Source organism: Wolbachia endosymbiont (group A) of Epagoge grotiana (assembly GCF_947251775.1).
Classification (GTDB): Bacteria; Pseudomonadota; Alphaproteobacteria; order Rickettsiales; family Anaplasmataceae; genus Wolbachia; species Wolbachia pipientis.
On the sequence record NZ_OX366387.1, the window covers coordinates 186,098 to 211,370 of the forward strand.

Annotated in this window: 18 protein-coding genes, 2 tRNA genes and 1 pseudogene; 7 read left to right on the forward strand and 14 right to left on the reverse strand. The window is 34.2% G+C overall.

The genetic code is table 11. The features are described from left to right. Positions 1 to 74 precede the first annotated feature (74 nt). The gene (gene priA / locus OPR50_RS00975; RefSeq protein ID WP_264339713.1) at positions 75 to 2,417 is read left to right on the forward strand and encodes a replication restart helicase PriA; all 2,343 of its coding nucleotides are present in this window, start codon (positions 75 to 77) and stop codon (positions 2,415 to 2,417) included. Positions 2,418 to 2,426: 9 nt separating this feature from the next. Here the strand turns inward: priA and petA are convergent, their stop codons facing one another. The 6 genes from petA to OPR50_RS01005 form a co-directional block, all read right to left on the reverse strand. After that, positions 2,427 to 3,026 (reverse strand): ubiquinol-cytochrome c reductase iron-sulfur subunit, encoded by a 600-nt coding sequence (gene petA / locus OPR50_RS00980; protein ID WP_182309809.1) that lies wholly within the window; start codon positions 3,024 to 3,026, stop codon positions 2,427 to 2,429. Between the two features lie 86 nt (positions 3,027 to 3,112). After that, positions 3,113 to 5,821, reverse strand: a complete 2,709-nt coding sequence (gene gyrA, locus OPR50_RS00985) for a DNA topoisomerase (ATP-hydrolyzing) subunit A (RefSeq protein ID WP_265024129.1) — start codon at positions 5,819 to 5,821, stop codon at positions 3,113 to 3,115. 52 nt (positions 5,822 to 5,873) lie between these two features. Beyond that, positions 5,874 to 5,946 (reverse strand) — tRNA-Val (locus OPR50_RS00990). Positions 5,947 to 6,027: 81 nt separating this feature from the next. Then, the gene (locus tag OPR50_RS00995) at positions 6,028 to 6,903 is read right to left on the reverse strand and encodes a tetratricopeptide repeat protein (protein WP_265024130.1); all 876 of its coding nucleotides are present in this window, start codon (positions 6,901 to 6,903) and stop codon (positions 6,028 to 6,030) included. Between the two features lie 160 nt (positions 6,904 to 7,063). Beyond that, positions 7,064 to 7,453, reverse strand: coding sequence for a DUF1284 domain-containing protein (locus OPR50_RS01000; protein WP_319606716.1), 390 nt, complete (start codon positions 7,451 to 7,453; stop codon positions 7,064 to 7,066). Further along, positions 7,450 to 7,977 (reverse strand): biotin transporter BioY, encoded by a 528-nt coding sequence (locus OPR50_RS01005; RefSeq protein WP_264339709.1) that lies wholly within the window; start codon positions 7,975 to 7,977, stop codon positions 7,450 to 7,452. The genes OPR50_RS01000 and OPR50_RS01005 overlap by 4 nt, the downstream gene beginning before the upstream one ends. An 85-nt stretch (positions 7,978 to 8,062) precedes the next feature. Here OPR50_RS01005 and OPR50_RS01010 point away from each other — a divergent pair, with 85 nt between their 5' ends. Beyond that, entirely contained in the window at positions 8,063 to 8,650 is a 588-nt protein-coding gene (locus OPR50_RS01010; protein WP_265024131.1) for a nitroreductase family protein, read from the forward strand. Continuing rightward, the gene (gene dapF, locus OPR50_RS01015) at positions 8,631 to 9,419 is read left to right on the forward strand and encodes a diaminopimelate epimerase (RefSeq protein ID WP_265024313.1); all 789 of its coding nucleotides are present in this window, start codon (positions 8,631 to 8,633) and stop codon (positions 9,417 to 9,419) included. Before OPR50_RS01010 ends, dapF begins: the two co-directional genes overlap by 20 nt. Positions 9,420 to 9,427: 8 nt before the next feature. Here the strand turns inward: dapF and sucD are convergent, their stop codons facing one another. From sucD to OPR50_RS01035, 4 genes are all read right to left on the reverse strand, one after another. Then, positions 9,428 to 10,303 carry a succinate--CoA ligase subunit alpha gene (sucD, locus tag OPR50_RS01020; RefSeq protein WP_264339708.1) on the reverse strand — a complete coding sequence of 292 codons (876 nt, stop codon included), beginning with the start codon at positions 10,301 to 10,303 and terminating at the stop codon, positions 9,428 to 9,430. 3 nt (positions 10,304 to 10,306) lie between these two features. Next, entirely contained in the window at positions 10,307 to 11,458 is a 1,152-nt protein-coding gene (gene sucC / locus OPR50_RS01025) for an ADP-forming succinate--CoA ligase subunit beta (protein ID WP_265024132.1), read from the reverse strand. Positions 11,459 to 11,495: 37 nt separating this feature from the next. Next, the gene (gene rpsU, locus OPR50_RS01030; protein WP_006279819.1) at positions 11,496 to 11,696 is read right to left on the reverse strand and encodes a 30S ribosomal protein S21; all 201 of its coding nucleotides are present in this window, start codon (positions 11,694 to 11,696) and stop codon (positions 11,496 to 11,498) included. A 199-nt stretch (positions 11,697 to 11,895) separates the two neighbouring features. Then, positions 11,896 to 11,969, reverse strand: a tRNA-Pro gene (locus tag OPR50_RS01035). Between the two features lie 233 nt (positions 11,970 to 12,202). On the opposite strand from OPR50_RS01035, the gene OPR50_RS01040 reads away from it, so the two are divergent. Continuing rightward, entirely contained in the window at positions 12,203 to 13,528 is a 1,326-nt protein-coding gene (locus tag OPR50_RS01040) for an IS4 family transposase (RefSeq protein WP_264339118.1), read from the forward strand. 406 nt (positions 13,529 to 13,934) lie between these two features. Here the strand turns inward: OPR50_RS01040 and tnpA are convergent, their stop codons facing one another. Continuing rightward, positions 13,935 to 14,372: an IS200/IS605 family transposase gene (gene tnpA, locus OPR50_RS01045; protein WP_265023833.1), complete on the reverse strand. Its 438-nt coding sequence runs from the start codon at positions 14,370 to 14,372 to the stop codon at positions 13,935 to 13,937. A gap of 254 nt (positions 14,373 to 14,626) precedes the next feature. On the opposite strand from tnpA, the gene OPR50_RS01050 reads away from it, so the two are divergent. Together OPR50_RS01050 and OPR50_RS01055 are read left to right on the forward strand one after the other, a co-directional pair. Then, positions 14,627 to 17,869, forward strand: coding sequence for an OTU domain-containing protein (locus tag OPR50_RS01050; RefSeq protein ID WP_265024133.1), 3,243 nt, complete (start codon positions 14,627 to 14,629; stop codon positions 17,867 to 17,869). A 1,134-nt stretch (positions 17,870 to 19,003) separates the two neighbouring features. After that, on the forward strand, positions 19,004 to 20,953 hold the full coding sequence (locus OPR50_RS01055; RefSeq protein WP_265024134.1) for an ankyrin repeat domain-containing protein: 1,950 nt from the start codon (positions 19,004 to 19,006) through the stop codon (positions 20,951 to 20,953). Between the two features lie 169 nt (positions 20,954 to 21,122). On the opposite strand, the gene OPR50_RS01060 is transcribed toward OPR50_RS01055, so the two are convergent. Then, on the reverse strand, positions 21,123 to 21,248 hold the full coding sequence (locus tag OPR50_RS01060; RefSeq protein WP_265024135.1) for a hypothetical protein: 126 nt from the start codon (positions 21,246 to 21,248) through the stop codon (positions 21,123 to 21,125). A gap of 357 nt (positions 21,249 to 21,605) precedes the next feature. Between OPR50_RS01060 and OPR50_RS01065 the strand changes: the two are divergent. Further along, positions 21,606 to 22,686, forward strand: a pseudogene (locus tag OPR50_RS01065) (IS481 family transposase). Between the two features lie 15 nt (positions 22,687 to 22,701). Here the strand turns inward: OPR50_RS01065 and OPR50_RS01070 are convergent. Both OPR50_RS01070 and OPR50_RS01075 read right to left on the reverse strand, forming a co-directional pair. Next, positions 22,702 to 23,445: a WD_0033/WD_0034 family tandem repeat-containing protein gene (locus OPR50_RS01070; RefSeq protein WP_265024136.1), complete on the reverse strand. Its 744-nt coding sequence runs from the start codon at positions 23,443 to 23,445 to the stop codon at positions 22,702 to 22,704. A 309-nt stretch (positions 23,446 to 23,754) separates the two neighbouring features. Beyond that, positions 23,755 to 25,272 (reverse strand): recombinase family protein, encoded by a 1,518-nt coding sequence (locus OPR50_RS01075; RefSeq protein ID WP_265024137.1) that lies wholly within the window; start codon positions 25,270 to 25,272, stop codon positions 23,755 to 23,757. Between the last annotated feature and the right edge of the window lies 1 nt (position 25,273).

Here is a 25,273-nt window from a genome sequence, read left to right on the forward strand (position 1 = left end):
TAAACGTTAAGATTTTCTCTGTACCGATTCATCTATATTGCCAAGCTTAATAAAGTTACAAGCTCTTTAAAACAATGTTAAACTCAATCACTATGGCAAAAACAGTTGACGTATTACTATCACTTCCAATTGATCAGTTATTTTCATATGCAATTGAGGAAAATACTGAGATTTTACTTGGAGATTACGTAGTGGTGCCATTTGGCAAAAAACGCTTAATCGGAATAGTTTGGAAATACAGTGATAAAAGTAACCGAGAATTAAAATTTATTGAGCAAAAAATCGATTTACCAAATATTAGACCAAAATTGATTGCATTTGCAGAGTGGGTTGCACAATACAATTTAATACCTATTGGTATGCTTGCCAAAGTGATAATGGGAGGAGTGTTAAAAGTAAATCACATAGATAAATTGGTTTGTGTTGAACAAAAGCAGGAAACAAGTGAAATAAGTTGCCAATTAAGCCCTGAACAGCAGATAGCTAGTGATAAAATAATCAGCAATTTGAACGAGTATTCAGTGACTTTGCTTGACGGTGAGACAGGATCTGGAAAAACGGAAGTTTATCTCTCTGTGATTGCACAATTGATTAAGAATTACACTGCCGTTCCAAATGCTGCTCAGACTTTACCATCCCAGTGCCCAGAGACACAACTGTACGAACATTGTGATTTGGGTCTACCAAGAGGGTGTCATCCGAGTAGCCTGACACTGGGATCCAGTTTTTCATATAACCTCATTACAAATGTTTATTTTAACTTAAAACCAATACCTAATTTACAATCAAAATTCCTGGATTCCAGTGTCAAGCACTGGAATGACACCTTTATACTCAAGGCAAAACCCACTGTAACATTTAGCATACCGTCTTTGCCACGTACTAGTATGACACCAGAATATGTTGAAATGACATCAGGAGAAGGTAATACACAAATTTTAATCCTCCTACCTGAAATTGTTTTAACTTCACAATTGGTAAATCGTGTTCGCGGTCAGATATCAAAAAACTTAGTTGAATGGCACTCAGGGCTCACTCCAAAAACTCGCCGGAATAATTGGCTCAATATAGCAAATGGAAATGCGCAGATAATTATTGGTGCACGGTCAGCGCTTTTTTTGCCTTATAAAAACCTAAAATTGATTATCGTTGATGAAGAGCACGACTCATCTTTTAAACAAGAACAGGGAATTATATATAATGCTCGAGATATGGCGATAATCTTAGCCAAATTTGAAAATATTCCGATTATTTTATCATCAGCTACTCCACTGCTTGAAACGATTCATCATGTTAAAAACGGGAATTACAATCATGTAAAGCTAACTAAACGATTTGGTGGTGCAGAATTGCCACTCATTAAAGTAGTAGATATGAGGAACAACAAGCAATGGATCTCCTCTGAGCTTTTTGAAAGCATCAAACAAACCATAGAGAAAAAACAGCAGGTTATGCTTTTTCTAAACCGCAGAGGGTATGCACAACTGGCAGTTTGTAAAAAGTGTGGATATAAAATTTCCTGCTTAAATTGTGCTGTTTGGCTTACATATCACAAGAAAAAAAATGCTCTTTTGTGCCACCACTGCTCTTATCAATTGAAACTTCCAGAAAAATGCTCTAATTGCCAAAGTGAACAGCCGTTGTCCCTCTACGGCATAGGAATTGAAAAGTTACTTGAAGAAATGGTGAAATTAATACCAAACGCAAAAACTGCGATGATAAGCAGCGATCAAAAGTCGGTTAGTAACGTAATTGACTTAGTGTTGAAAGAAGAGGTGAACATTATAATCGGCACACAAATAATTGCTAAAGGGCACAATTTTCCCAAATTAACTTTGGTTGGAGTAATGAATGCAGATTTGAGCCTCGAAAATTCTGATTTGAGAGCAGCGGAAAAGACGTATCAATTATTGCACCAAGTTGCAGGCAGGTCAGGAAGGTTTAATGAAAAAGGAATGGTAATAGTGCAAACCAATAACCCTGAAAGTTCAATAATAAAAGCATTGCTGCATCAAAAAAGGGACTCATTTTATGAAATTGAACTTAAGTCAAGACGTGAAGCCAAAATGCCACCATTTAGCAGATTAATAGCGCTTATCATTTGTGGTAAGAATCAGATTGCAACACAAAAAGCAGCGAATGAAATAGTAAAATCTCTTCTTTGTCATCCAAGTAGCTTAACTACTTGTATCCAGGAAAAAAATGTAGGTGTAGACAAAAAGGAATTTGAAATTCTTGGCCCATCACCAGCAGCGATAAATTTTTTAAATAATAAGTATCGGTATAGGGTATTATTAAAAATACACAATAAACACAGTTTATCTATACAAAAAAAGCTGAAATATTGGATTAAAAATTGTAACTTGAATTCGAGTATTGCAGTGATAATAGATGTTGATCCTGTGAGTTTTTTTTAACGAGTTCCGTTAAGCCTTCTTGCCAATTACCACAACATTCTCACTGGGAAAAAAATAATCAGGTACAACCATATTTTTTGGTGCAGGACCCCCAATCACTCGGCCTGATGTATCATAATATGAACCGTGGCAAGGACAGAACCAACCATTACCATCTCTTGTAGCGTGGTCAACCGGTACACACCCAAGATGTGTACATATTCCGATCATGATTAACCATTCGTCTTTTCCTTCGTATACTCTCTGCTCATCTAATTGAGGATCCCTCAAGCTCTTCACATTCACAGCTCTTGCAGCCTCAATTTCTTGCTTTGTGCGTCTACGAATGAATACTGGTTTACCTTGCCACTTTACTTTTACTCCATGTCCTTCCTGAATTCCAGACAAATTCACTTCCACTGTGGAAGTTGCTAGAACTTCAGCAGAAGGATTCATAGATTTAACCAGTGGCCAAAGTCCACTTGCAGCTCCTATACCTGCCATAGCGCATGTAGTTAATGTTATAAAATCTCTCCTACTCTTATTTTTAGTAAGATCTTTAACAGGAGGTGTTTTTTTATCCTCTTTGTCTGCCAGTGGTTTTTTATTTTTAGTTAAATTTTTGTCCATTGATCTTTACTTAGCCATAAGTATATATTTTAATTTAAATACTGCGTATTAATCAACAAAAACTTGCGCTTTTTGTTTAACCTGTACTACAGTTGAGAAGAGATAGAGTTTTCAACTTCAGAAATACTATCTTCAGTGGAATCAGGATCTTCAATTTTCGCTACTGACACCACCTTTTCTCTACTTTCTGTTTTAAATAGAGTTACTCCCTGAGTGCTACGTCCTGCAATCCTGATATCATTTACTGAAATACGAATTAACTTTCCTTTATCTGTAATAAGCATTATATTATCACCCTGCTCAACTGGAAAACTAGCAATAACATTACCATTTCTGCTAGTAGTAAGAATATTGGTGATACCAACACCACCCCTGTTAGTTATTCTATACTCATACGCAGAAGTTCTTTTACCAAAGCCATTTTCAGTAATAGTTAATATAAACTCCTCATTCACTGCAAGTTTTAAGAATAATTCGTTATCTATTCCTAAATCATTTAAAGTCTTTTCCAATTTAGAATCAATGGAGTTATTAATTGCAGTTCCCAGTCTTTTTGCAAGTGGAACTTTTAAGTAAAGTTCTTTTGTTTCTGTTGCTACACCTATCCCATTTAATATGGTCATGGATATCACGCTGTCATTCTTTGCAAGTTTGATACCTCTTACGCCATCTGAATTGCGACTTTTAAATTGACGCACATCACTTACAACAAATCTGATACTTTTGCCGAATCTTGTTGAAAGAAAAACATGATCAATTGCATTGCATACTTTAACCGATATTAATTTGTCTCCTTCATCGAGCTTTATTGCTATTTTTCCATTGCTTGGAATATAGTGAAAGTCCGCTAAAGAGTTACGCCTTATGTTTCCATGAGCAGTAGCAAAAACTATGTTTTGATTTTTGTCATTTTCACTTGGCAATGGCATGATATTAGTTATAGTTTCACCATCGCTAAGCGGAAATATGTTAACAAGTGCTCTTCCACGTGCAGTTGGTTCTGCAAGAGGCAACTTATAAACTTTTAATCTATAAACTCGACCAATATTAGAAAAGAATAAGAGGCTAGTGTGGGTATTCCCAGCAAATAATTTTGTGATTACATCCTCTTCTTTTAATCCTTGTCCTAGCTTTCCTTTTCCACCACGACGCTGAGTTCTGTAGTGAGAAAGCTTCACACGCTTGATATAACCATTCATAGTTACGGTTATCACCATATCCTCTTGTGGAATTAGATCTTCAGCTTCAATGTCCGTATCTGATTCCTCTATTGAAGTTTTTCGCGGCACAGCAAATCTGTTCTTTATTTCTTGTAGATTGTTTTTTATTTCCTTCATCAACTTCTCTTCTGAGCCAAGAAAAGCGATATATTCTTTTATCAGGTTGATCATTGAACTTAGCTCAGCTTCTAATTTGTCTTTTTCAAGGCCTGTTAAACGCTGCAGTTTCATATCAAGGATAGCTTTAATTTGTAGCTCAGTTAATCTATACACTCCATCTTTCAAAAAGCTTGCGCTATCTGAAATCAACTCGATGATAGTGTTGATTTCATTCGAAGTTTTCCATTCTTTATTTAAAAGTTCTCTACTTGCTTCCGCAGGATCTTTTGCACCGCGGATGATTTTTATCACTTCATCTATGCTGAGGACCGCAATGTAGAGCCCTATATATATATGAGCTTTTTCTCTCGTTTTTCTTAGACGAAATTCTGTTCTCCTGATTAACACTTCTTTTCTAAAGTCAACAAAAGCAGCTATGATTTCTTTTAACGACATCAAAGCAGGTCTGTTGTTATTGAGTACTAAAGTGTTAACACTAAAACTACTTCTTAGTGGAGTTAGTCCCAATATTTGATTAAGTATAAAACTTGCTTCAGCATTTCTTCTGAGGTCAATTACTACTCTAATACCAGACTTATCGGACTCATCCCTAATTTCTGTTATGCCATCAATTCTTTTTTCTTTTACAAGCTCACCTATCTTCTCAATTAATTTTACTTTATTTACCTGGTAAGGTATTTCATCAATCACTATTGCTTGCCTATCTTGTGGCAGGTCTTCTATGTGAGTCTTGCCTTGCACAACAATTGATCCACGACCAGTTGCAAATGCTGATTTTATTCCAGACCTTCCAAGAATCGTTCCCCCAGTTGGGAAATCCGGCCCTGGCATCACTTCAAGTAACTCATCCAAAGTAACTTCAGAATTATCTACATATAATATACAAGCATCTATTATTTCTCCAAGATTATGAGAAGGAATATTGGTTGCCATACCAACTGCAACACCACTTGCACCGTTTACCAATAGATTCGGAAACTCTGCAGGCAGCACAACTGGTTCTGTTTCATTTCCATCGTAGTTTGGCCTAAAATTAACTGTATCTTCATCAATATCATTCAGTAAAAAGTGTGACACTTTTTGAAGTCTTGCTTCTGTGTATCGCATTGAAGCTGGTGGATCTCCATCTATCGAACCAAAGTTACCTTGCCCATCAATAAGCGGTAAAAGAAGAGAGAAATCTTGAGCCATCCTAACCAAGGAATCGTAAATAGCTGCATCACCATGTGGGTGATATTTCCCCATTACGTCCCCAACTATACGAGCCGCTTTTTTATATGGCTTACCGGCATCGAATCCAGCTCTCGACATTGCATATAATATACGCCTATGAACAGGTTTAAATCCATCCCGCACGTCAGGTATAGCCCTGCTTATGATAACGCTCATTGCGTAGGAAAGATAAGAATCTTCCAGCTCTTTTACTATTGAGATTGGTACTATATTATCCTGCATTTTCTATACTTTAATTGAAGTAATTAATAATACTAACATTCAGTTAAGCAAATGGGCAATGACAGACTTGAACTGCCGACCTCCTCGGTGTAAACGAGATGCTCTACCAGCTGAGCTAATTGCCCCTTTAGATCTAATTCTATAGCTCAATATTATTATTGTAAACAAAAATAGCGATAAATTAGCTTTAGGTAAGCTATAAGCTTTTATGAAATCTTTGGGTGCGTGCTGTGAAGTTTTATAAATTTTAGTCTTGCTGTCACTTTGTATAAAGGTATTTTTTCACTCACATCTTTCGAAGTTGTAGCCATGTTTAACAACTTTAAGTAGAATATTGTAGCATTTTGAAAATCTGAAAGTTTATCTAGAATAACAGCTAAATTATAAGTATAAAAAATATTGTTTTTATCGAGGGAAATAGCAGTTATCATATACTCTTTACCTTTTACATAATCCTCCTTTTTCATATAGATCAGACCTAAATTTGCTAATAAAGGAGCATAATTTTTATGTATATCATACAATTTTAACATTTCACTCAACGCCAGATCAGGATCATATTGTGAGATTATCGTCAGAAAATTTTTTAATATGTAAGGGTTACTAGGGTGTTCTTTTAACAGTCTTGTGTAAATCTCTACAGCTTTTTTGTATTCTTTATTAGCGTAATAAATATTCCCTAGTCCAATCAAAGCATTTTTATGATAAGGAAACTTTGCGGTAATCTGATTAAGGAGAGAAATAGCTGTTTCATTATCTCCTAACTCAAAGGAATCTTTTGCTTTTTTTAAAGTAGAGTATATGTCAAAACTCTTGCCAGAATTCTGCGAAATTTTGATATTAAATTTGTCACTTTTTCTCTCAATAACATCAAGATCTTTATATTTTTTATCAGCTTTTATATGCTTGACAACACTATCAAAGGCCTTCTGTATCTCCAAATTTTCACTAGCATAGGTAACAGAAGACCTCCATAAAATCACAACGCAAATTAACATGCAGATAAACATAGGTCCTAGTGTTGTGGCATTGGCTGCAGCGTGTAACCAGTAAACCTTATTTCTTTTAGCTATGCGCAACACATTACAAATTCATAAATGCTAAATTACCTATCTCATACAATAATAAAGATATTATTAATTAGCGGGACGAATATGCTGTGTAGAACGCACTTATCTTTTGTCTTCTATATTTCGCTTCATTTCCACAAAAATGCTTCGATTTATCTTAACATTTTGTCAACTACCTTTGTAGATTTAAAAGGGCATTTTTACATATTCCATATGGCTGCCAATTGCACCCCTCACATGCGTACTCGAATTTCTCTAAAGACATTTTCTCTCTAATCTTTTTTACTGCCTCATTCCAAGTTAAAGTCTCGCCAATTTTTACTCCTAAAATTTCCATATGCCTTCTATCTAGCTCTAAAACTTTAGCTTGTGTGGTGCATTTACCTTGTTTAGTCTGATTTGGACAAGCACTACAGATACTATCAAGGTTACCAACTACTTCGATTTGAGTACTAATTACTTTGCTTGCTATCTTTTTATAATTTTCTACAAAACCCTGAGAATACCCATATCCCCGAAACGCGAGGGTGCACATGAAATGATGAGGGCGGAATTTTATCATTTTTTCAAATATTGCAAAGCTGCTACAAGTAGAAAAATTTTTATAAAACCAGGAAGGATAAATGGCAAAACACCCACCATTATTGCTTGTCTCAGACCCAAGTAAACAGCAAGCCAACTAACACCACAAATAAAGATTATAACTGTACCAGCCAGACAACTTAAAGAATTACACACAAATGATTTATACTTAGAGTTCAGTAATTCATTTACTTTGCTCATTACCATAACGGCAGCTAAACAGCCAATTAAATATCCACCTGTTGGTCCGAGAAAAATGTGATAACCACCAGAAAAATTCGCAAGAACAGGCAATCCTGCTGCACCAAGTGATAGATATGTAAGCACAGAATAAAATGCTGTTCTGCGGTTAAATTTAAGCCCAATAAGCATTACTCCTAAAGTTTGCAATGTGATAGGCACAGTCTGCAATGGTATGCTTATTTGAGCCATCAAGAATAAAAGTAAAATGCAAGACAATATTTCAGCCAGTGTTGATCTGCTGCTAGATTGTGTTATAAACATACCTTCCCAATAAAAATAACTTATTAAATGTAATATATGTGTATGAGAGGTTTTGCAATTTAAATTTTGCTTATATTGTGCTACAATGAATTATTTATGCACTATTAAATTAAAAATGATGAGTAAACAAGATCTATTATCGTTGATGAAAGCAAGACACAGCGGACGTTCATACGATCCTACAAGAGCAATATCTCAGGAAGACATGGATATTTTAATGGAAGCTGTAAGGCTGACTCCCTCATGTTTTGGTGATGAACCCTGGAGATACCTAATATGCAACAAACAGAACAATCAAAGCGCATGGGAAAAGCTGCTAAATTGCCTTGATGAATCTAATCAAAAATGGGCAAAAGATGCACAAGTGTTAATCATATCTTTAAGTGCTAAAAACTTCCGTAAACAAGGTAAAGGAGAAAATCTTTGGGCTAATCATGATACTGGTGCAGCAAATTATGGACTTATGTTACAAGCTGCAGTTATGAACTTAATGGCCCATCAAATGGGTGGATTTGATAGAGATAAAATAGTGAAAGAGTTCAATATACCCAATGACTTTAACGTAATGTCAGTGATAGCGGTTGGTTACGAAGAAGAGGGCGCTGAAACAAGTAAGAAAAAAAGGAGACCAATAGAAGAAATGTTTTTTTATGATGAGTGGCCAAGGTCCTGAAAATTTTATCAAAATGCACGGAACTGGTAACAACTTCGTTATCATAGACTCACGTTCAGCAAATGATTTAAATTGGAACTATAAAAAAATTGCTAACCAAAACGGTTGCGATCAAGTCATAGTGATAACAAACTCCAGTTTAGCCGATTGCTTTATGCATATCTATAATGCTGATGGTAGCAAAGCTGAAATGTGCGGAAATGCAGCACGTTGCGTTGGATATTTGCTAATGTCAGAAAAAGGTACTGAGTATATCACTATTGAGCTGGTAAACAAACGCATTTTAGAGTGTTTTAAAGTGGGTGATAAATCCATAAAGGTTAACATGGGTAAACCTTTGCTAAAATGGCATGAAATTCCCTTATCTACTGAGTGTGACACTCTTTACTTACCTATAGAGCTTGAAATGCTAAAAGAGCCCGTTGCAGTAAATATTGGTAATCCTCACATAGTTTTTTTTGTTGATAACGTAAATGAAATACCATTGCGAAGTTTAGGACCAAAGCTGGAAAATCACGTATTATTTCCTCAGAAAATTAATATTAGTATTGCACAAGTTGAAAAGTCTGGAGAAATAACTTTAAGAGTTTGGGAAAGAGGTACAGGCATTACTGCATCATGCGGTAGTGCAGCCTGTGCGGCACTTGTTGCATCCACACTACGTGGATATCTGACTGCCCAACAGACTTCAGTAGATTTACCAGGAGGTAAGTTATTAATCGAATGGGCAAATAACGTATTCATGACCGGTGATATAGGATTTTTGTAACCCTAATTCTAGTGATGCATTACTTCCAAAACTTTTTTACCAATCACCGCAGGAGTCTCTGCAATTGCAATTCCAGCACTTCGCATAACTTCTAGTTTTGCACCAGCACTTCCACCGCTGGAAGAGATGATTGCTCCAGCGTGTCCCATACGTCTTCCTGGAGGTGCCGTTTGGCCTGCTACAAAACCAACGATTGGCTTTTTAGTTTTTTCTGTTTTCACAAAATGTGATACATCTTCTTCTTCGTTTCCACCTATTTCACCAATAACTACAATACCATGAGTATCGTTATCTTTTAAAAAGAGCTCCATACAGTCGACAAATGTCATACCATGAACTGGATCTCCCCCAATTCCGATACATGTGGATTGACCAAGACCAACAGCGGTTGTTTGTGCTACTGCTTCGTAAGTTAAAGTTCCAGAGCGAGACATAATTCCTATGTGTCCACGCTTATGGATATGACCAGGCATAATTCCTATTTTGCATTCTTCAGGTGTAATAATTCCCGGGCAGTTAGGACCAATCAATCGACTTTTTGAGCCGATAAGCGCACGCTTAACTTTCACCATATCAAGTATAGGAATGCCCTCTGTAATACAAATTATCAATTCTATTTTTGCATCTATTGCTTCAAGTATTGCAGCAGCAGCAAATTTAGCAGGTACATATATAACTGTAGCATTTGCACCGGTTTTTTCTTTGGCTTCTGCTACAGTATTAAAAACCGGTAAATTAAGGTGAGTGCTCCCACCCTTTCCAGGAGTTACACCGCCAACCATTTTCGTCCCGTAGTCAATAGCTTGCTCTGAATGAAACGTACCTTGTGCACCAGTAAAACCCTGGCATATTAATCTTGTATCTTTATTTACTAAAACGGACATGCTTTATTTTACCTCTTTTACTATCTTTTGTGCAGCGTCACCCAGTTCATCTGCAGCAATAATATTTAATCCCGACTCTTCTAAAATTTTTTTTCCTTCTTCAAAATTAGTACCTGATAATCTAACCACTAGAGGAACTTTAATGCTCATTTCTTTTGCAGCAGCAACAATTCCACTTGCAATAATATCGCAACGCATTATACCACCAAATATGTTAACCAGAATTCCTTTTACGTTGCTATCAGACAATATAATTTTAAATGCTTCAGTTACAGTTTCTTTACTCGCTCCACCACCAACATCCAAAAAGTTAGCAGGCTCTGCTCCGTAGTATTTTATTATATCCATTGTTGCCATAGCAAGACCTGCACCATTTACCATGCAACCAATACTGCCATCCATTTTGATGTAACTGAGCCCATACTTTGAAGCCTCTATCTCTTCTTTCACTTCTTCATCATAATCACGAAGTTCCATAATTTCTGGTTGACGATATAAAGCATTATCATCGAAATTAATTTTCGCATCGAGCGCAATAAAATCTCCAGAATTTGTTTCAACCAGTGGATTAATTTCAATTTGGCTCGCATCAGTTGCAATAAACGCATCATATATATTTTTTGCAACATTTGTTATTTTTTCTATTTGTTCTGAACTCAAATTAAAACTGCTGCTCAACTTGCTGCTATCAAAGCTTGTAGCAGAATCAATATCAAATTTCACAATTTTTGCGGGAGAATTTTTCGCCACTTCTTCAATGTCCATTCCACCTTCTGAGGAAAATATGAATATTGGCCTACTGAGCTTCGGGTCGATTACCAGGCTTAAATAATACTCTTTCTTAATGCTTGAGCCTTCTTCAACGTATACTTTTCTTACTTGCTGCCCGCTTGGCCCTGTTTGATGAGTAACTAAAGTCATACCAATCATATCCTTTACAAACTGTTGAGCTTCTTCAGCTGACTTTGCTAGCTTTACGCCACCGGCTTTACCCCTACCACCTGCATGAATTTGAGCTTTAACTACAAACACGTCAGATTTTAATTGACTTACTTGAGTCTTTACTTCTTCCGCAGATGTAGCAACAAAACCTTTTGGCACTGGGATATTAAATTTATGTAAAACTTCTTTCGCTTGATATTCGTGAATATTCATAAAATAACCAATGATAAACTATTAACTTGAGTATAAACTACCAACCATAACGCTGCCTTCTGCACTCTTGTTGGTACCTCTTTTTTTTAGCTTCAGCTTTCTTTTTAGCTCTTTTTTCTGATTTTTTTTCATGATATTGTTTTTTCATTTTCAACCCTCTTCCTTCCTTTTGAATTGTTTTTTTCAATACTGGAAGAGCTCTGTCTACATCACCATAATGGACTGATACTTCTATCAAACTCTATACCTCCTTCGGTAATCATTTCAAAATCTATTTATAAATTAGAAAATTAACATTGTCAATTATTTTATAAACTTGAGCGTTAAAATGTAATATGCCGTAATTTACATGACAAATGATGTCATTCCAGTGTCCGCTACTTGCTTACTGATGGAGATTGCTCTTATGTTACAGCGTTCTTACAATTATACTAACATCGGGGCGGAGAGATTTGAACTCCCGACCCTTTGGTCCCAAACCAAATGCGCTACCAGGCTGCGCTACGCCCCGACTTCTTTACTCAGAGTATCAATAACTCAGGCAAAATGCAAGATTCATTTGTTTACTTTAGAAAAAATATAATACGAGATTTAATATTATCTTAGAATATGTTTTTTATTAGCTACTCTTTAACAACAGACTGCTTCGTAGAGCATACGCGTCAAGTTAAGAAAATAAAGGTATGAAAGAGATAGAATAATAAGGTATAAGTTCTCCCAGATATACTTTTAGTGAGAGAACCAATGAATAAAATAACTTGCTTATCAAAAAAGCTCAAAGAATTTTTTAATGAAAAAGCAGAGAAAATCTCAATTACAACAAGGTTTATAAAAAGAAAGAGAAAGCTAAAAGGTTCATCATTCGTAAAAGCCATGGTCTTGGGTAATATAGGAGTTGATAATTGTAGCGTAGAAACAATGTGTCAATTACTAAACGAGGACTCGATAGATATAACAAAACAAGGTTTGGATTTTAGATTTACTGAAGAAGCAGTGGAATTTATGAAAAGGATGTATAATGAATCTGTGATTCTCTTTAAAAATATCTTGCAAGTTGATTGCAAAATCTTACAGCAATTTAATAGTGTTAAATTATTGGACAGTAGCTATATTACTCTACCTAACAGTATGGAAGAGATGTATAAAGGTTATGGTACTAGCTACAGTGGCTATGAAAGCAATACTAAGTCTGGAATAAAGTTACAATTAGTTTTCGACTACATGAATCAGATAATAGACCAACTTAATTTAACGGAGGGGGTAAGATCAGACCAGGGATATAGGAAACATTTAAGTAATATATTAAGCAATGATTTGCTAATATCTGATCTCGGTTATTTTGTGCCAAGTTCTTTTAAACAAATCAATGAAATAGGAGCTTATTTCATAAGTCGTTATAAATCCGATACCAACATATATGATGTAGAAACAAATCAAAAAATGGAGTTATTAGAATGTTTAGAGGATAAGTTATTTTTAGAAAACGAGGTATTGTTAGGAAAAGAAGCAAAAATTAGAGTAAGAATTATATGTCAGAAACTAACTGAAGAACAGTCTATGGCCAGAAGAAGGAAAGCTAATAGATTAGCAAGATCGCAGGGATATACATCCTCTAAAAGAAATCAAAAATTGTTGAACTGGTCAATATTTATAACTAATGTTCCAGAAAATAAAATTAGTGCTGAGCAAGTATTAACGATTTACAGAGTAAGGTGGCAAATTGAGTTATTATTTAAATTGTATAAAAGCCATATCAGGCTTGATAAGCTAAAAGGAAAGCCATGCAGAGTATTATGTGAACTATATGCTAAATTGTGCGCAATTCTTATATTTCACGGCATAGTTGGTTGCACAGAAGTGAAAAAGAATACAGAACTTAGCTTAACAAAGGCATTTATTGAGCTAAAAAGGCGGGTTAGAGAGTTATTTTTAGTATTAACCAAAATTAATAGTTTAAAAGCATTTCTTAAAAAACTCACTATAACTTGGTCGCGATTTTCATTAAAAGACAAACGTAGAAGGGCTAGAGTATCCACTTTAACCTCTCTAAATTTGCTCACAATCTCTTAACTTGACGCGTATGGTAATTAATAAGGTTAGTGGTTTATACGATTACTCTAGATAAAAATGCTCTAAAAAATAAATGTAACAAATAAAACACCTACTTTAAATTTTGCTATACTAGACAATCTTTCCTTAACTTAACGCCATTGCTTGAACGGATACCTTTTGATTGAATAAGATAATACGATAGTAAATAAAAGGTTGTATTAGAGCTGAATTTTACATCAAAAAATATTTTTCATGATATAAAAAATTATTATTGACTTTTATGCAATTAGAGAACTTATATACAATTACACTTTCATAGAAGATATAAACCTAAATAAAATTTTTATCCTTATTTTACTCAACCACTATCGGCTGAGAGCCGAAAGGTTGGATATAGCGCTGGAAGCGCGGTGAGAAGCTAAAGCTACTCCAATCTTATACTAGATATAGAATGAGGCTGATGTGCATCTGTATGTTTATTGATGTACTCATTAATGACTTCATCTGTGATATGTCCGCTGGTAGCACTAAAGTATCCTCTTCCCCAAAAACGCTTTCCCCAGTACATTTTATTTAGCTCTGAAAATTCTTGTTGAACTTTGCGTGAAGACCTGCCTTTGGCTCTTTGAACAAAATCACTCACAGCTATATGAGGAGGTATTACTACGAATAAATGTAAATGATCTGATGATATTACTCCGTTTTCTATCTTAATCCCCATTTCTTCAGATACTTCTGCTATGATTGTTCGTATTCTCTCCTTCATAGCCTTAGTTAATACTCTGTACCGATATTTTGTAATCCAGACTATATGGTACCTATGATAAAATACAGTGTGTTTTCCTTTGTCATATTCCGTCATAACTATACTTTATAAAGTACAGTTATGACATTGACAAACTAAAGTTTCTCCACCTAGAAGGTGGAGGCTTGTACCATCTTATGGAAAGTCAAATAATTTTTGACAATAAAAGCATAGTTGATATCGTAGTCTTATAAGTAAGTGGCTTGCAGTATTGTAGGCAATTAATTAATCGTGGTGTTGATTGTATGATAGTGATTTCGTTGTTGTATTGGTTGAAGTAAGTTTTTGTATGTTTATTTGTGAGGGTGTTTATGCAAGAAAATGAGCCAGTTTTGCCTCCAGGCTTTCGTGTAGGAAAAGCAACTACAGATGGAAACTGTTTTTTTGATTCGTTTAAGCAAGGACTAGGACAATTAGGAATGAGCGCTGCTGTTGAGGAACTGCGAGAATATTGTAAAGAGTTTGCACAAAATAACCCACCAGAATGGTTCATAAATGCTATTGCTAACAGTTATTACAATAATGGTGTAGTGCGTAGGAAAACTCCAGATTCTTATGCAAAAAATATTCTAAATAACAATAGATGGGGTGATTCCGAAGTTGAAGGTAGAATACTTTGTGGAAAGTATGGTGTAAAACTGTATGTTATGGAAAGACATGTTGTGGATGGAAAAGAGGTATGGACAAATCAGATCATAAATAGTGAAGAAGGTTCTAAGAATGTGGACAACATAGATTATAATGAGGAAAATACTATACACATAATAAATAGAGGCCATGGTCATTTTATTCCAATATTGAGAAAACAAAACGACAGAGGAAGTGGTGAGCCTCTTAATGATCTTGAAAAAAAGATCGAAGGTTACCTTGGCGAATCTTCGCATTTTGTTGATATATTTGGGAACGTTGAAGTAATTTATTTAGTTCGTTACAATAATCAAGACTGCGTTGAAGAAAGAAATTTGAAGTTTGCTGTTTTAACTAATAAAAGAGACTCAGAAGGTCAACAAATTGTAAGGTGCTATACTATTTCTTATAGAATAAACAGTCCTGACTCAAGATTCAGTGAAGAAGAGATGGAATTGGTAAGAAACAAACTACCTGATAGCGATACTGAAGGGAAAAAACGAGCATTTGTGTTTCAAGAGTATAAAATGTTCACAGGAAAAGAAAGGAAGTGGAATGATAGAGAATTAGTCTGTAAATCATTTTCTGAAAAGCAAGAATTTACTAGAGAGTTGAAATGTCCATATAATGAATTTGTAGCATCAATCAGGGGCTTTGGTTCACGTAGTCTTTTTTCTCCTGTACGTGCTTCTACACCAATTGCCCGAAGAAATATACCTAAAGGACATGATAAGGCTTACGCGTATAAGTTTTTAGAAAATCTTCTTAGAATAGAGATGAGTCCTGATGTGCTAGTAGATATTATAGTTGATAGTAAAGATGATACTAAAATCGCTGTAGTAGGACGTCCAAAGGTATTGGGAAGTTCTACAAAACAAATGCGTCATGTTATATCATATTCTTCGGTAAAGAGTGCTATTGAAAGTGTAATAAAAGCAGAAGGTGACTACGAGTTATATGTGAAAAACATGGTAGAACAAGTTATGACTCCACTAGTAATGAGCAGAGAAGGTTTGTGTTTGACAGAAGAACAGTATAATAATCTTAAAGAGAAAGAGGTTATTTCTTCTGGTAAATATGATGAATTTAAACTCACGACTGAAACTAAAAAAGGACAACGTAAAAAATATCACTTAATATACGATAAAGAGATTATAGAAGCCATTAATAGCAAAAAAATTTTTACAGAAGAAGAAATAAAAAAAGCTCGCTCTGATTTTAATGCAAGACTTAGAAAATACATAAGCCATGGAATTGATTATCTAACTGATGGATTAGCTGCAGAAGATATAAACACTGTTACAATAATGTGTGAGGGAGTTGCCAGAATAATATTAACTATGTTTAATCAAGACATACATGCTGCTTTTCCTGAAGAAGGTAATACTCTATCAGAAGAAATTCGTTTATATGAGAGCCAAAACGATGCAAAAGAACCTAAAGCAAAGGTGTTTAGTGTATTGCTACATGACGAAATCACTCAAGAGATAGTCGGAGATTATAATCTTCGTATTAGAATTGTGAATAATGAAGGATATATAGTAAAGAGAACAGCATGTGCGTTGAGTGTTTTAAATTCTTTACTAAAAACTACTTCATATAATATCAATGAAAAAGAAAGTAAGAAATATTTGGATGATTATAATGAAAAGTGTAATTCTACTATTAGAACACATAGTCAAGATTTAGGTAATTATAATGGGAAGATTAATAAAAATAATCTAAATGATGTTCTTTATAATCATGTAGCAAAACATTTGTATGAAGTATTTGATTTTAAACCGTTGGAAAAAAGAGTATTAGCGCCAAGAAGAGAGGCAGGGGATGCTATCAAAGTATATCCTTCTGCTGGTGGTATAAGAGAAGCAGAATATTTAGTACAAGAAGGAGATGAATATAGAAGGTTAAAAATAAATGAAGCAAAAGGTTATAATGATAAAGCAATATTTCGTTCAGGAATGGCTAATAAATTAATAGGAAAAATACTATCTAGTAAAATTGTTTCTCATGTTATTATTCATCTAGTGCCATACAGGTACTTGAAGGATGGTTTTATGGAAAGTGCAGTGGAAGAAGGATTAGGAAATGGAATGCAAAAGATACTAAAGTCTTTTATAGATTTAGTACAGCAAGACTATATTAATGCGCCATTTCACGAAAGAATTGGAGAAGTACTAAATGATGATTGGGTAAATCGAACACTTGAAAAATATCAAGAACAAAATCAGTCTTTTTCTGAAGCAAGCAGTATCATTATAGAGGAAAGTGATACTAAAAGACCGCCAGAAGAAGGTGGTATCGATGAGACTCATATTGAAAAACTACCAAGAGAAGGCGGTGTCAGTGATATTGAACAACGCTTAAAAGGAAAAGGTATTAAGGAAAATATATATAAAGGAGGTTATATGAAAAAACGTAAAAGTAATTTACAGGTGGCATTTGAAGGAGCACACTCAGATTTCTTATGTGATGCAGTGAATAATAATAACCCTGACTTGATTACACAATGGGTGGAAAATAACCTAATGAAAGGTGACGACCAAATAAGAGGTGGTAAAACATCAAGAACTGCTTTTTATGAGGCAGAAAAATCACTAATTAGGAAGTATATTCGTGAGGGTAAGTTTGGTAGTATTGTCACTCTTCTTGATGCGGTTCATAATGAGAAGTTCAAAAATGAGGATAGCTATAAAGAATTAAAAATAAAAGAATGTGAAGTACTGACAGGTGCAATAGTAATTGCAAGAGGGTCTTTGGAAAGAGATGACACTATGCACAAGAATCTGAATGATTTGTTAAAAGATAAACAAGAGAAATTAAAAAAAATGGAAGATATAGATCTTGAAAAAGATGGAGTATCTACTAAAATAACAGAAGCCCTTAACATAGTTCAGGTTAATTCTGCAGGTAGTTCTAAGGGTAAGTAGTAAATTTCAATGTTTTATTAAGGTTTTACAAGTGTGTGGTAGGGAATACTATATTAATTTCGTTTTCCTACCATGTCACTGGTAGTAGGTTTATAAATTCTATATAGTTTTGCGGCGTTTTTATGTTGAGTGATCATGCAGTACCAGACTGATACTACTCCAATAAATAACGATCTCTTAACTATAAAAAACCTCAAATTGTTCGTTCCATATGTGTGATTATGTTTCATTAAAAATGCCTTCCTTGATTTTTGGATGTCAGATAATTTAAACGTAAGATACGCTGTATATGTCAAATATTTATTGTAGAACATAGTGGCCTTAGTCAGAAAAAGTTGTAGAGGAGTTTGGAATATTTCTATACAAGTATTAATAAAAAGAATTGCATTCTATACATTTGCAAGTGGAGTAATAATGATTTATTAATGTATTTTACTAAGAAATTAAATAAAACAGCCATTTCCAGCGCTCAAAACCAAGGGCCGTGAGAAGAGTTTGTTTTGGGATGTGTTGGTCTACCAAGTGATCCATTCGAACTTTTTTGTATAATAATTTCACTATACGCTAAAATCAGCGATAATAGCCTACTTCAGCCATATTTACATACGAACTAATTTACCAGATTTTGCTGCAAAAATTTCAAGCTTCTATTTTTACAACCTTATTTTTACACAACATGCTCTCACAAATATACGACCTTTTTTGCAATCTTAGGAAGAGTCAATAATTCAATTCTTTAGCTAGCATGGTATCTTCACTAAAATATTTTTTAAAAAGTTAGTTGACTTATAAATAATTCTCTACTAATACTGGCATGTGTTTGTTTATTCTGCTGAAGTTGCTCCGCAGGTTACTGTATAATCTTCAGCAGTTTTTCCACTCCTTTAAAGCATAATCCATCATGCTCTTATAGTAGTAATATCAAATATAGGTCTTAACTATATTCATCTATAGTAAAATTAGCCCAAATTTGCAGTCATAAGCAACTTTTAACCTCTCTATATACTCCATTGTTACTCACCATAAAAACTTAACAAAAGCTTAACGACATAAGTAGTAAAAAGATTATGGTTATTGACTTAATGTTACATATCGCATACAATATATCATATATCTTAGCTTAGAGGGATAAGTATGGGTGAGTCTACTGGGATAGTAAAATCTATTATCAATCTACTAAAACAAAAATCCAAACCAGAACCATCTGATTTTGAATATGAATCAATTATAGAACATCTATCATCTAAAGAGCATTTATTAAATGAGCTGATGAATGATATGTGGTACTCAGGAGACTTACCATCAGTCAGAAACTATAATGAACCATTATCTTTGATAGATAGCAAACTTGGATTAAGTGAACAGATTTGTGTTTGGTTTGCTCTAGATCATGACCTTACACCAAGTCAAAAAAATTTAAACAAAAAGTTACTTAGTGCTCTAAAATGTTTAGCTTCTAACTGTGGTTCATTTGATAATACTGAGCCCCTTGAAGAATTTTTACATGATAATAGAAACAATAAAGATTTAAAAGTAATTCTTAACCTAAGAAGAGGAGAATCTCAATCAACAGTATTGCATGCGATTGCAGGAGCAAATATTGGTGGATTTCGTCGTACAGGAAATCAGGCTATAGATTTACTTTTAGGTGCAGGTGCAGATCCTAATATACAAGATAACAAAGGAAAAACACCATTATACATTGCTGCTGCCATAGGTCATTACGATAATGCAAACTCTCTTCTCTTAAAAGGAGCTAACCCTAATATAACAAGTAGAAAGGGCAAAACTCCACAACAAATAGCAACTAATAAACTCTGCTATAATATAGAAGAATTATTCTTAACTGATAAACAGAAAAAGATGAATAAGGAATTGTATGACTTACTTGTGTGTGATTCAGACTGCACTAAAAATTTAAAGGAGTTTTTAAGTAAGCATAAAAGAGACTCAGACCTAAAAGTGGTGCTAAATATTCGGCAAGGAATGGGTGAATCAAAAGTGTTTTCGTATGTTGATCGTTTTGCTTGGGATAATGAAGATCTTGCTCAAGAGTTAAGAAAAATATTTCTAAAAGCAGGAGCATTAGATTATGATAAAAATATTATTTATCGTCAGCAAAAGAAAGGACAGGTCAGTAAATTACTCGTTAATTTAACCTCAAATCAAAAGGAAAAGTTAAATGAGTTTTCTGATAAGGTGTTTCAGGCTCAAAACATGGCTGAACTTGAAGAGATTGTAAACGATGCTATAAAGTCTGGTGTACGATTAAACTATTCTCTTTCACAAGATTTCTTTTCAGGTAATGAGTACACTTTTACCGATTATGTGATGAAAAAAATCAGTGAGTTGGAAAAAAATCCTAAAGTTGCTAGTAATATAATATGTCAATTAGTATCAAAAGGGGCAGTGTTTGGTAATACAGTTGATGCTAACACACTGACATCAGAATTTAAAGAGCATAAAACTAACCTAAAAAAAGCTTATAGAGATTATATTAGTAATTCTCATAAGTTTATTGAAATCGCAAAAAGTGCAACCAATAGCGAGCTAAAAGATGCAAGAGTAGACAACTCCGTTTTTTACTTAGAATATTCTAAAGATAGTAAAATAGACATTATAAAGATAACAGATGGGGCAAGGGATTTAGGTCTAACAGATGGGGATGTAAAGTGTGGAAGAAATATAGTAAAGATCGGTAATAGTGAAGTAGAAATTAAAACTGAAGATGGCATAAGGAATTACACAGATCTTACAGAAGGCAGCGATGTAGTATTAACTTTCTATACTAGTTTGGGAAATGTAGACGTTAGGCTGTATCCTGACATACAGAATAAAAGCAAAATTATAGTAGAAGTGAGTAATAGAGAGGAAATATTAGAAAAATTCAAAGGTTGTGAAGAAGAGTTAGGCAATGATTGCGAGCTTGGTAACTACTGGGTCTACGATGCTATTGAACAGGGATATTTTGAAAGATCTGGTGGATTAATGCGTCCTGAAGTAATAAGCGAGTCTAACAACAAATGGACAGAACGTGAAGAATTAAGAAGGACTTCTGATCCTAAGAGAGAAGTTTCTAGGTAGATTAATTTGCCATAAAGGTTAAAGATTGTTATTTAAATATAAACTACTATAATTTATAGATTAAGGAAATTGTACCAATATCTATGATCTTTTAAGAATACTCTTTTATATTGTTTTTAAGCTGGCTACAAAATGAGGATATAGAACATACAATTGGCTGAGCCGCCTTTTACACTCCAGATCTACCATTAAAATATGCAGCTAAAATTGGATCATTTTCTACCACTGTTGCATCTAATGTGCTAAAATCTTCATCCTTTATATTGATATTTTTACATAATTGATTTTGTAACATTGATTTACTTTTCTATATCAATTTCAGCATCTTTTTGTGTGGCCTTTTGTAGTAGCTCCTTTTGCAATAACCTTTTTTAATTTTCTGGCACATACTTTTTTCGATGTTTTTTCATATTGTTGTTTTTATAAACGTTACGACGCTGAGCCGTAAAATTTCTCCCTTTGCTCACTCCACAGCATCGGTATTTCTCTCAAATCAGCTAGCTTCAAGTGTACTAGACACAACTTAATCTGACAGACACGAATTAACTGACAGAAGAATTGAGGTAGTTAAAACTTGTACTAAATAACACTTGATCTGACACTTTAAAAAAGTAAGTTATAAAATAATAAACAAACAAAAGGAGTGTTAGAAATGAGTACAATACAAACAAAAATACTAAAACCAAAGTTAGGGTTATTGGAGCTAGCAAAACAATTAGGAAATGTATCACAAGCGTGCAAAGTAATGGGCTACTCAAGAGATACGTTTTATCGATTCAAGGAATTATATGAAAATGGAGGAGAAGAAGCATTACATGAAATAAGTAAGAAAAAACTTCTATTAGCAAACAGAGTTTCCGAAGATATAGAAAGGGCAGTAATTGCCATAGCTACAGAATTTCCAGCATATGGACAACAAAGAGCTGCAAATGAGCTTAGAAAAAGGGGCATAATAATCTCTGAAGGTGGATGTATGGCTGAGAAATGACCTTGAGACCTTCAAAAAAAGACTGAAGGCTCTTGAGGCAAAAGTTATGCAAGATGGAATAATTCTAACAGAGGAGCAACTTGCGGCTTTAGAAAAAGTTAAAGAACAAAGGGAAGCACATGGTGAAATTGAAACAGAACATCCCGGTTATTTAGGTTCTCAAGATACTTATTATGTAGGCAATATCAAGGGTATAGGAAGAATCTATCAGCAAACTTTTATTGATACCTATTCAAGAGTTGCTATGGCAAAGCTTTATACGGACAAAACTGCAATTACTGCAGCAGATCTTCTTAATGATAGAGTCATACCTTTCTTTGATGGGCAAAACGTACCATTGTTGCGCATTTTGACTGATAGGGGTACGGAATACTGTGGCAAACCAGAAAATCACGCTTATCAGCTATATTTAGGAATTGAAAATGTTGATCATTCTAAAACCAAGGCCAACTCTCCGCAAACTAATGGCATATGCAAGAGATTCCATAAAACTATGCAAGATGAGTGTTACAATATTATTTTTCGCAAGAAAATCTACAATTCTTTGGAAGATCTGCAGATAGATGTTGATCATTGGTTGCGTTCTTACAATGAGAGCAGGCCTCACTCAGGTAAATACTGCTATGGTAAAACACCTATGCAAACTTTTCTTGATAGCAAACACATTGCTTTTCAGAAAAATATTAGTAGCATTAAACAAGAGAATGATATTAGTTTTAACTACCTCAATTCTTCTGTCAGTTAATTCGTGTCTGTCAGATTAAGTTGTGTCTAGTACAGCTTGAAATGACCTATTTGGTTCTTGCATATTAGTTTGCGTAAAAGTATTTTGGTCTTTCTTATTGATTTTACAGATGGGTTGATTTGTATGATGATTTTCTCTGTGCCACTCAGTGTTATTTTCTGCATCTTTCTCAAATATATTAACGATTTCTTCTTGCTCATCAGTAATAAAATTTAAAGAATTTTCTTCGTCTTTGTTTTCCTCTTTTACACTGGTTTCACATGTGGGCTTAAGATCTTTGCTTCCTGTTGAAATATTTTGGGTTTCTTCACTATTTGCAAACATAGTTTCGTGTATTTCAAGATCTCTACAGTCTTTATTGATACCCTCACATCTAGTTTCAACATTACTACTTGCAGCTTCAACTTCTATATTCAGAACCTCCTCAAACTCCTTCAGAATAAATGCAATTTCTTTACAATTTTGTTTATTAGTATAATCAATCAGTGTATAGCTTATCTCTTGACCTTCTGCTTTCTTTACTTTCACTTTTTGGTTGAGAATTTCTTTCAAAATACCATTCTTTTTAGAAGCTTCTAGAACTCCTCTAATAGCTTTACTATTTTTCTCTAATATGCAGGATACCAGTGCTGTGTAAGTTATTGTTAGACCATTTGGCAATTTTTGGGTCAATTCCTCACTGAGAACATCCTGTAAGATTCCTTGATTTATTGTTTCTTGTAAAAGCTCCTCAAAAGCTTGATTATTTTTATAGAACATAGATTGGCACAGCAGCGTCAGAGTCCCTTCCTTTTCCTCATCTTTGTAAATTATTTTTTTTGTAAGAAGTTTCTGTGTGTTGTAATTAGATTTATTAAATTTTTCACTAATACTTTCACCGTTTTCTATCTTCTTTAATAGCTTGAAAAGCTTTTTTTTATCTTCATTTGTAAAATTATCCTGATCACCTGCAAGCTTATAGATTATATTTTTTTGTTCTTGATCTTTTTGAACTTTGGCATCATATTTCTTTCTCTACAATATTTAATTTTATAAATTAGTTACATTAATAACTTATTAATTGCTTAATTAAGGCACCAATTTGTAAAACTTTTCCAATTGCTCACTCCACAGCATCGGTATTTCTCTCAAATCAGCTAGCTTCAAGTCTTTTGGCTGTCTTCCATTTACTATATCTTCTTTAATCTTCGGAGCTAAATAATTTAATCTTAAAATTTGCTGTATACGTCTTGTCCCTATATTAATTTTGGCACTTAGCTCTTTTATATTTGCGTATTTTCCTTCTTCTAGCTGCCGTTTCCACAGATGGGCTCTTACCACTGCTTTGAGTAACGCATTGTTTGTTTTCCCCTCTGGCTCTACTACTGTACATTTGTTTCCTTTCTTCTTCATTGGTATAAATTTTTCCTCTGATTCAGAACTCACCCCTATTCCATCCTCTCTCACCATTACTCCCTTTATTAACTTTTTCACTACTTCTTTCTGCTTTCCAAAACTTAAATTTTTCCACTCTTCCGCTTTTTCTTCCAAATTTTCATATAGGCGTTCAGCTCTCTTCATTACTTCTTTTTCCACCTCTCCTGCTACTACTGTTCGATTTACTGATTCACAATTCTTTCCCCTTAAGTGGTTATTACATATGTAGTATCGGTACCTTTTATTTTCCTTTTTTGCATACGTTAGTGTCATGTTCACATTACAGCTCTTGCACTTTATTATTCCCTTTAGCAATGCTTTCTCATATTTTACTTTTCGATATGGTTGATTCTTTATCAATTCTTGCGCTTTTTGCCATTTTTCTTCCTCTATTATTGCCTCATGCTTTCCCTCATATTGCTTCTCATAATGCTTGATTTTTCCCATATACGTTGGATTTGTTATTATTCTTCTTACCGTCGCTTTTTTAAAGATTTCTCCTCCATACACCTTTCCTGATTTTGCTTCAAATCTCTTTGTTCGGTATCCTTCTCTGTTTAACTCCCTTGCCAATTCTGCCATTGACTTCAGCTCTACATACCTTTCAAATATATGCTTTACTGTCTTTGCTTCTTTCTCATTTATTATTAATTCTTTATCCTTTACATCATATCCAAGCGGTAAAGTTCCACCCATCCATAGTCCTTGTTCTTTTGATGTTGCTATTTTATTTTTTACTCTCTCTACTATCATCTCTCTTTCTAGTTGTGCTGCTCCTGATAACACCGTTTGTACGAATTTTCCCATTGGCGTATTATTGTCAAATATCTGCGTTACTGCTACAAAATTTACTCTATGCCTTCTAAAAAATGACGTTACTTCAATGCTGTCTTTTGTTTCTCTTGATAGTCTGTCTAGTGTGTACACTACTACACAATCTACCTCTCCTTTTTTTACATCTTTAAACAATTCCTTTATTGCTGGTCTTTCTAAATTCTTTCCTGAGAAACCTCCATCATCGTACCTTTTGGCCAATGCTACCCAGCCTTCTTTGCTCTTTATGTACTTTTCACATGCTACTCGCTGCGCATCAAGGCTATTAAACTTTTGCTCTAGACCATCTTCATTTGATTTTCTTGTATATATCGCACACCTTACCTCTTTTAGCATT

Excerpts from the sequence above, each read along its gene's own strand:
- OPR50_RS01000 (WP_319606716.1), bottom strand. The coding sequence starts at position 7,453 with ATGATAAAATTCCGCCCTCATCATTTCATGTGCACCCTCGCGTTTCGG.
- OPR50_RS01070 (WP_265024136.1), bottom strand. The coding sequence starts at position 23,445 with ATGTTCTATAAAAATAATCAAGCTTTTGAGGAGCTTTTACAAGAAACA.
- OPR50_RS01075 (WP_265024137.1), bottom strand. The coding sequence starts at position 25,272 with ATGCTAAAAGAGGTAAGGTGTGCGATATATACAAGAAAATCAAATGAA.
- sucC (WP_265024132.1), bottom strand. The coding sequence starts at position 11,458 with ATGAATATTCACGAATATCAAGCGAAAGAAGTTTTACATAAATTTAAT.
- tnpA (WP_265023833.1), bottom strand. The coding sequence starts at position 14,372 with ATGACGGAATATGACAAAGGAAAACACACTGTATTTTATCATAGGTAC.
- OPR50_RS01005 (WP_264339709.1), bottom strand. The coding sequence starts at position 7,977 with ATGTTTATAACACAATCTAGCAGCAGATCAACACTGGCTGAAATATTG.
- OPR50_RS01040 (WP_264339118.1), top strand. The coding sequence starts at position 12,203 with ATGAATAAAATAACTTGCTTATCAAAAAAGCTCAAAGAATTTTTTAAT.
- sucD (WP_264339708.1), bottom strand. The coding sequence starts at position 10,303 with ATGTCCGTTTTAGTAAATAAAGATACAAGATTAATATGCCAGGGTTTT.
- gyrA (WP_265024129.1), bottom strand. The coding sequence starts at position 5,821 with ATGCAGGATAATATAGTACCAATCTCAATAGTAAAAGAGCTGGAAGAT.
- OPR50_RS01050 (WP_265024133.1), top strand. The coding sequence starts at position 14,627 with ATGCAAGAAAATGAGCCAGTTTTGCCTCCAGGCTTTCGTGTAGGAAAA.
- priA (WP_264339713.1), top strand. The coding sequence starts at position 75 with ATGTTAAACTCAATCACTATGGCAAAAACAGTTGACGTATTACTATCA.
- petA (WP_182309809.1), bottom strand. The coding sequence starts at position 3,026 with ATGGACAAAAATTTAACTAAAAATAAAAAACCACTGGCAGACAAAGAG.
- OPR50_RS01055 (WP_265024134.1), top strand. The coding sequence starts at position 19,004 with ATGGGTGAGTCTACTGGGATAGTAAAATCTATTATCAATCTACTAAAA.
- OPR50_RS01010 (WP_265024131.1), top strand. The coding sequence starts at position 8,063 with ATGAATTATTTATGCACTATTAAATTAAAAATGATGAGTAAACAAGAT.
- OPR50_RS01060 (WP_265024135.1), bottom strand. The coding sequence starts at position 21,248 with ATGTTACAAAATCAATTATGTAAAAATATCAATATAAAGGATGAAGAT.
- dapF (WP_265024313.1), top strand. The coding sequence starts at position 8,631 with ATGAGTGGCCAAGGTCCTGAAAATTTTATCAAAATGCACGGAACTGGT.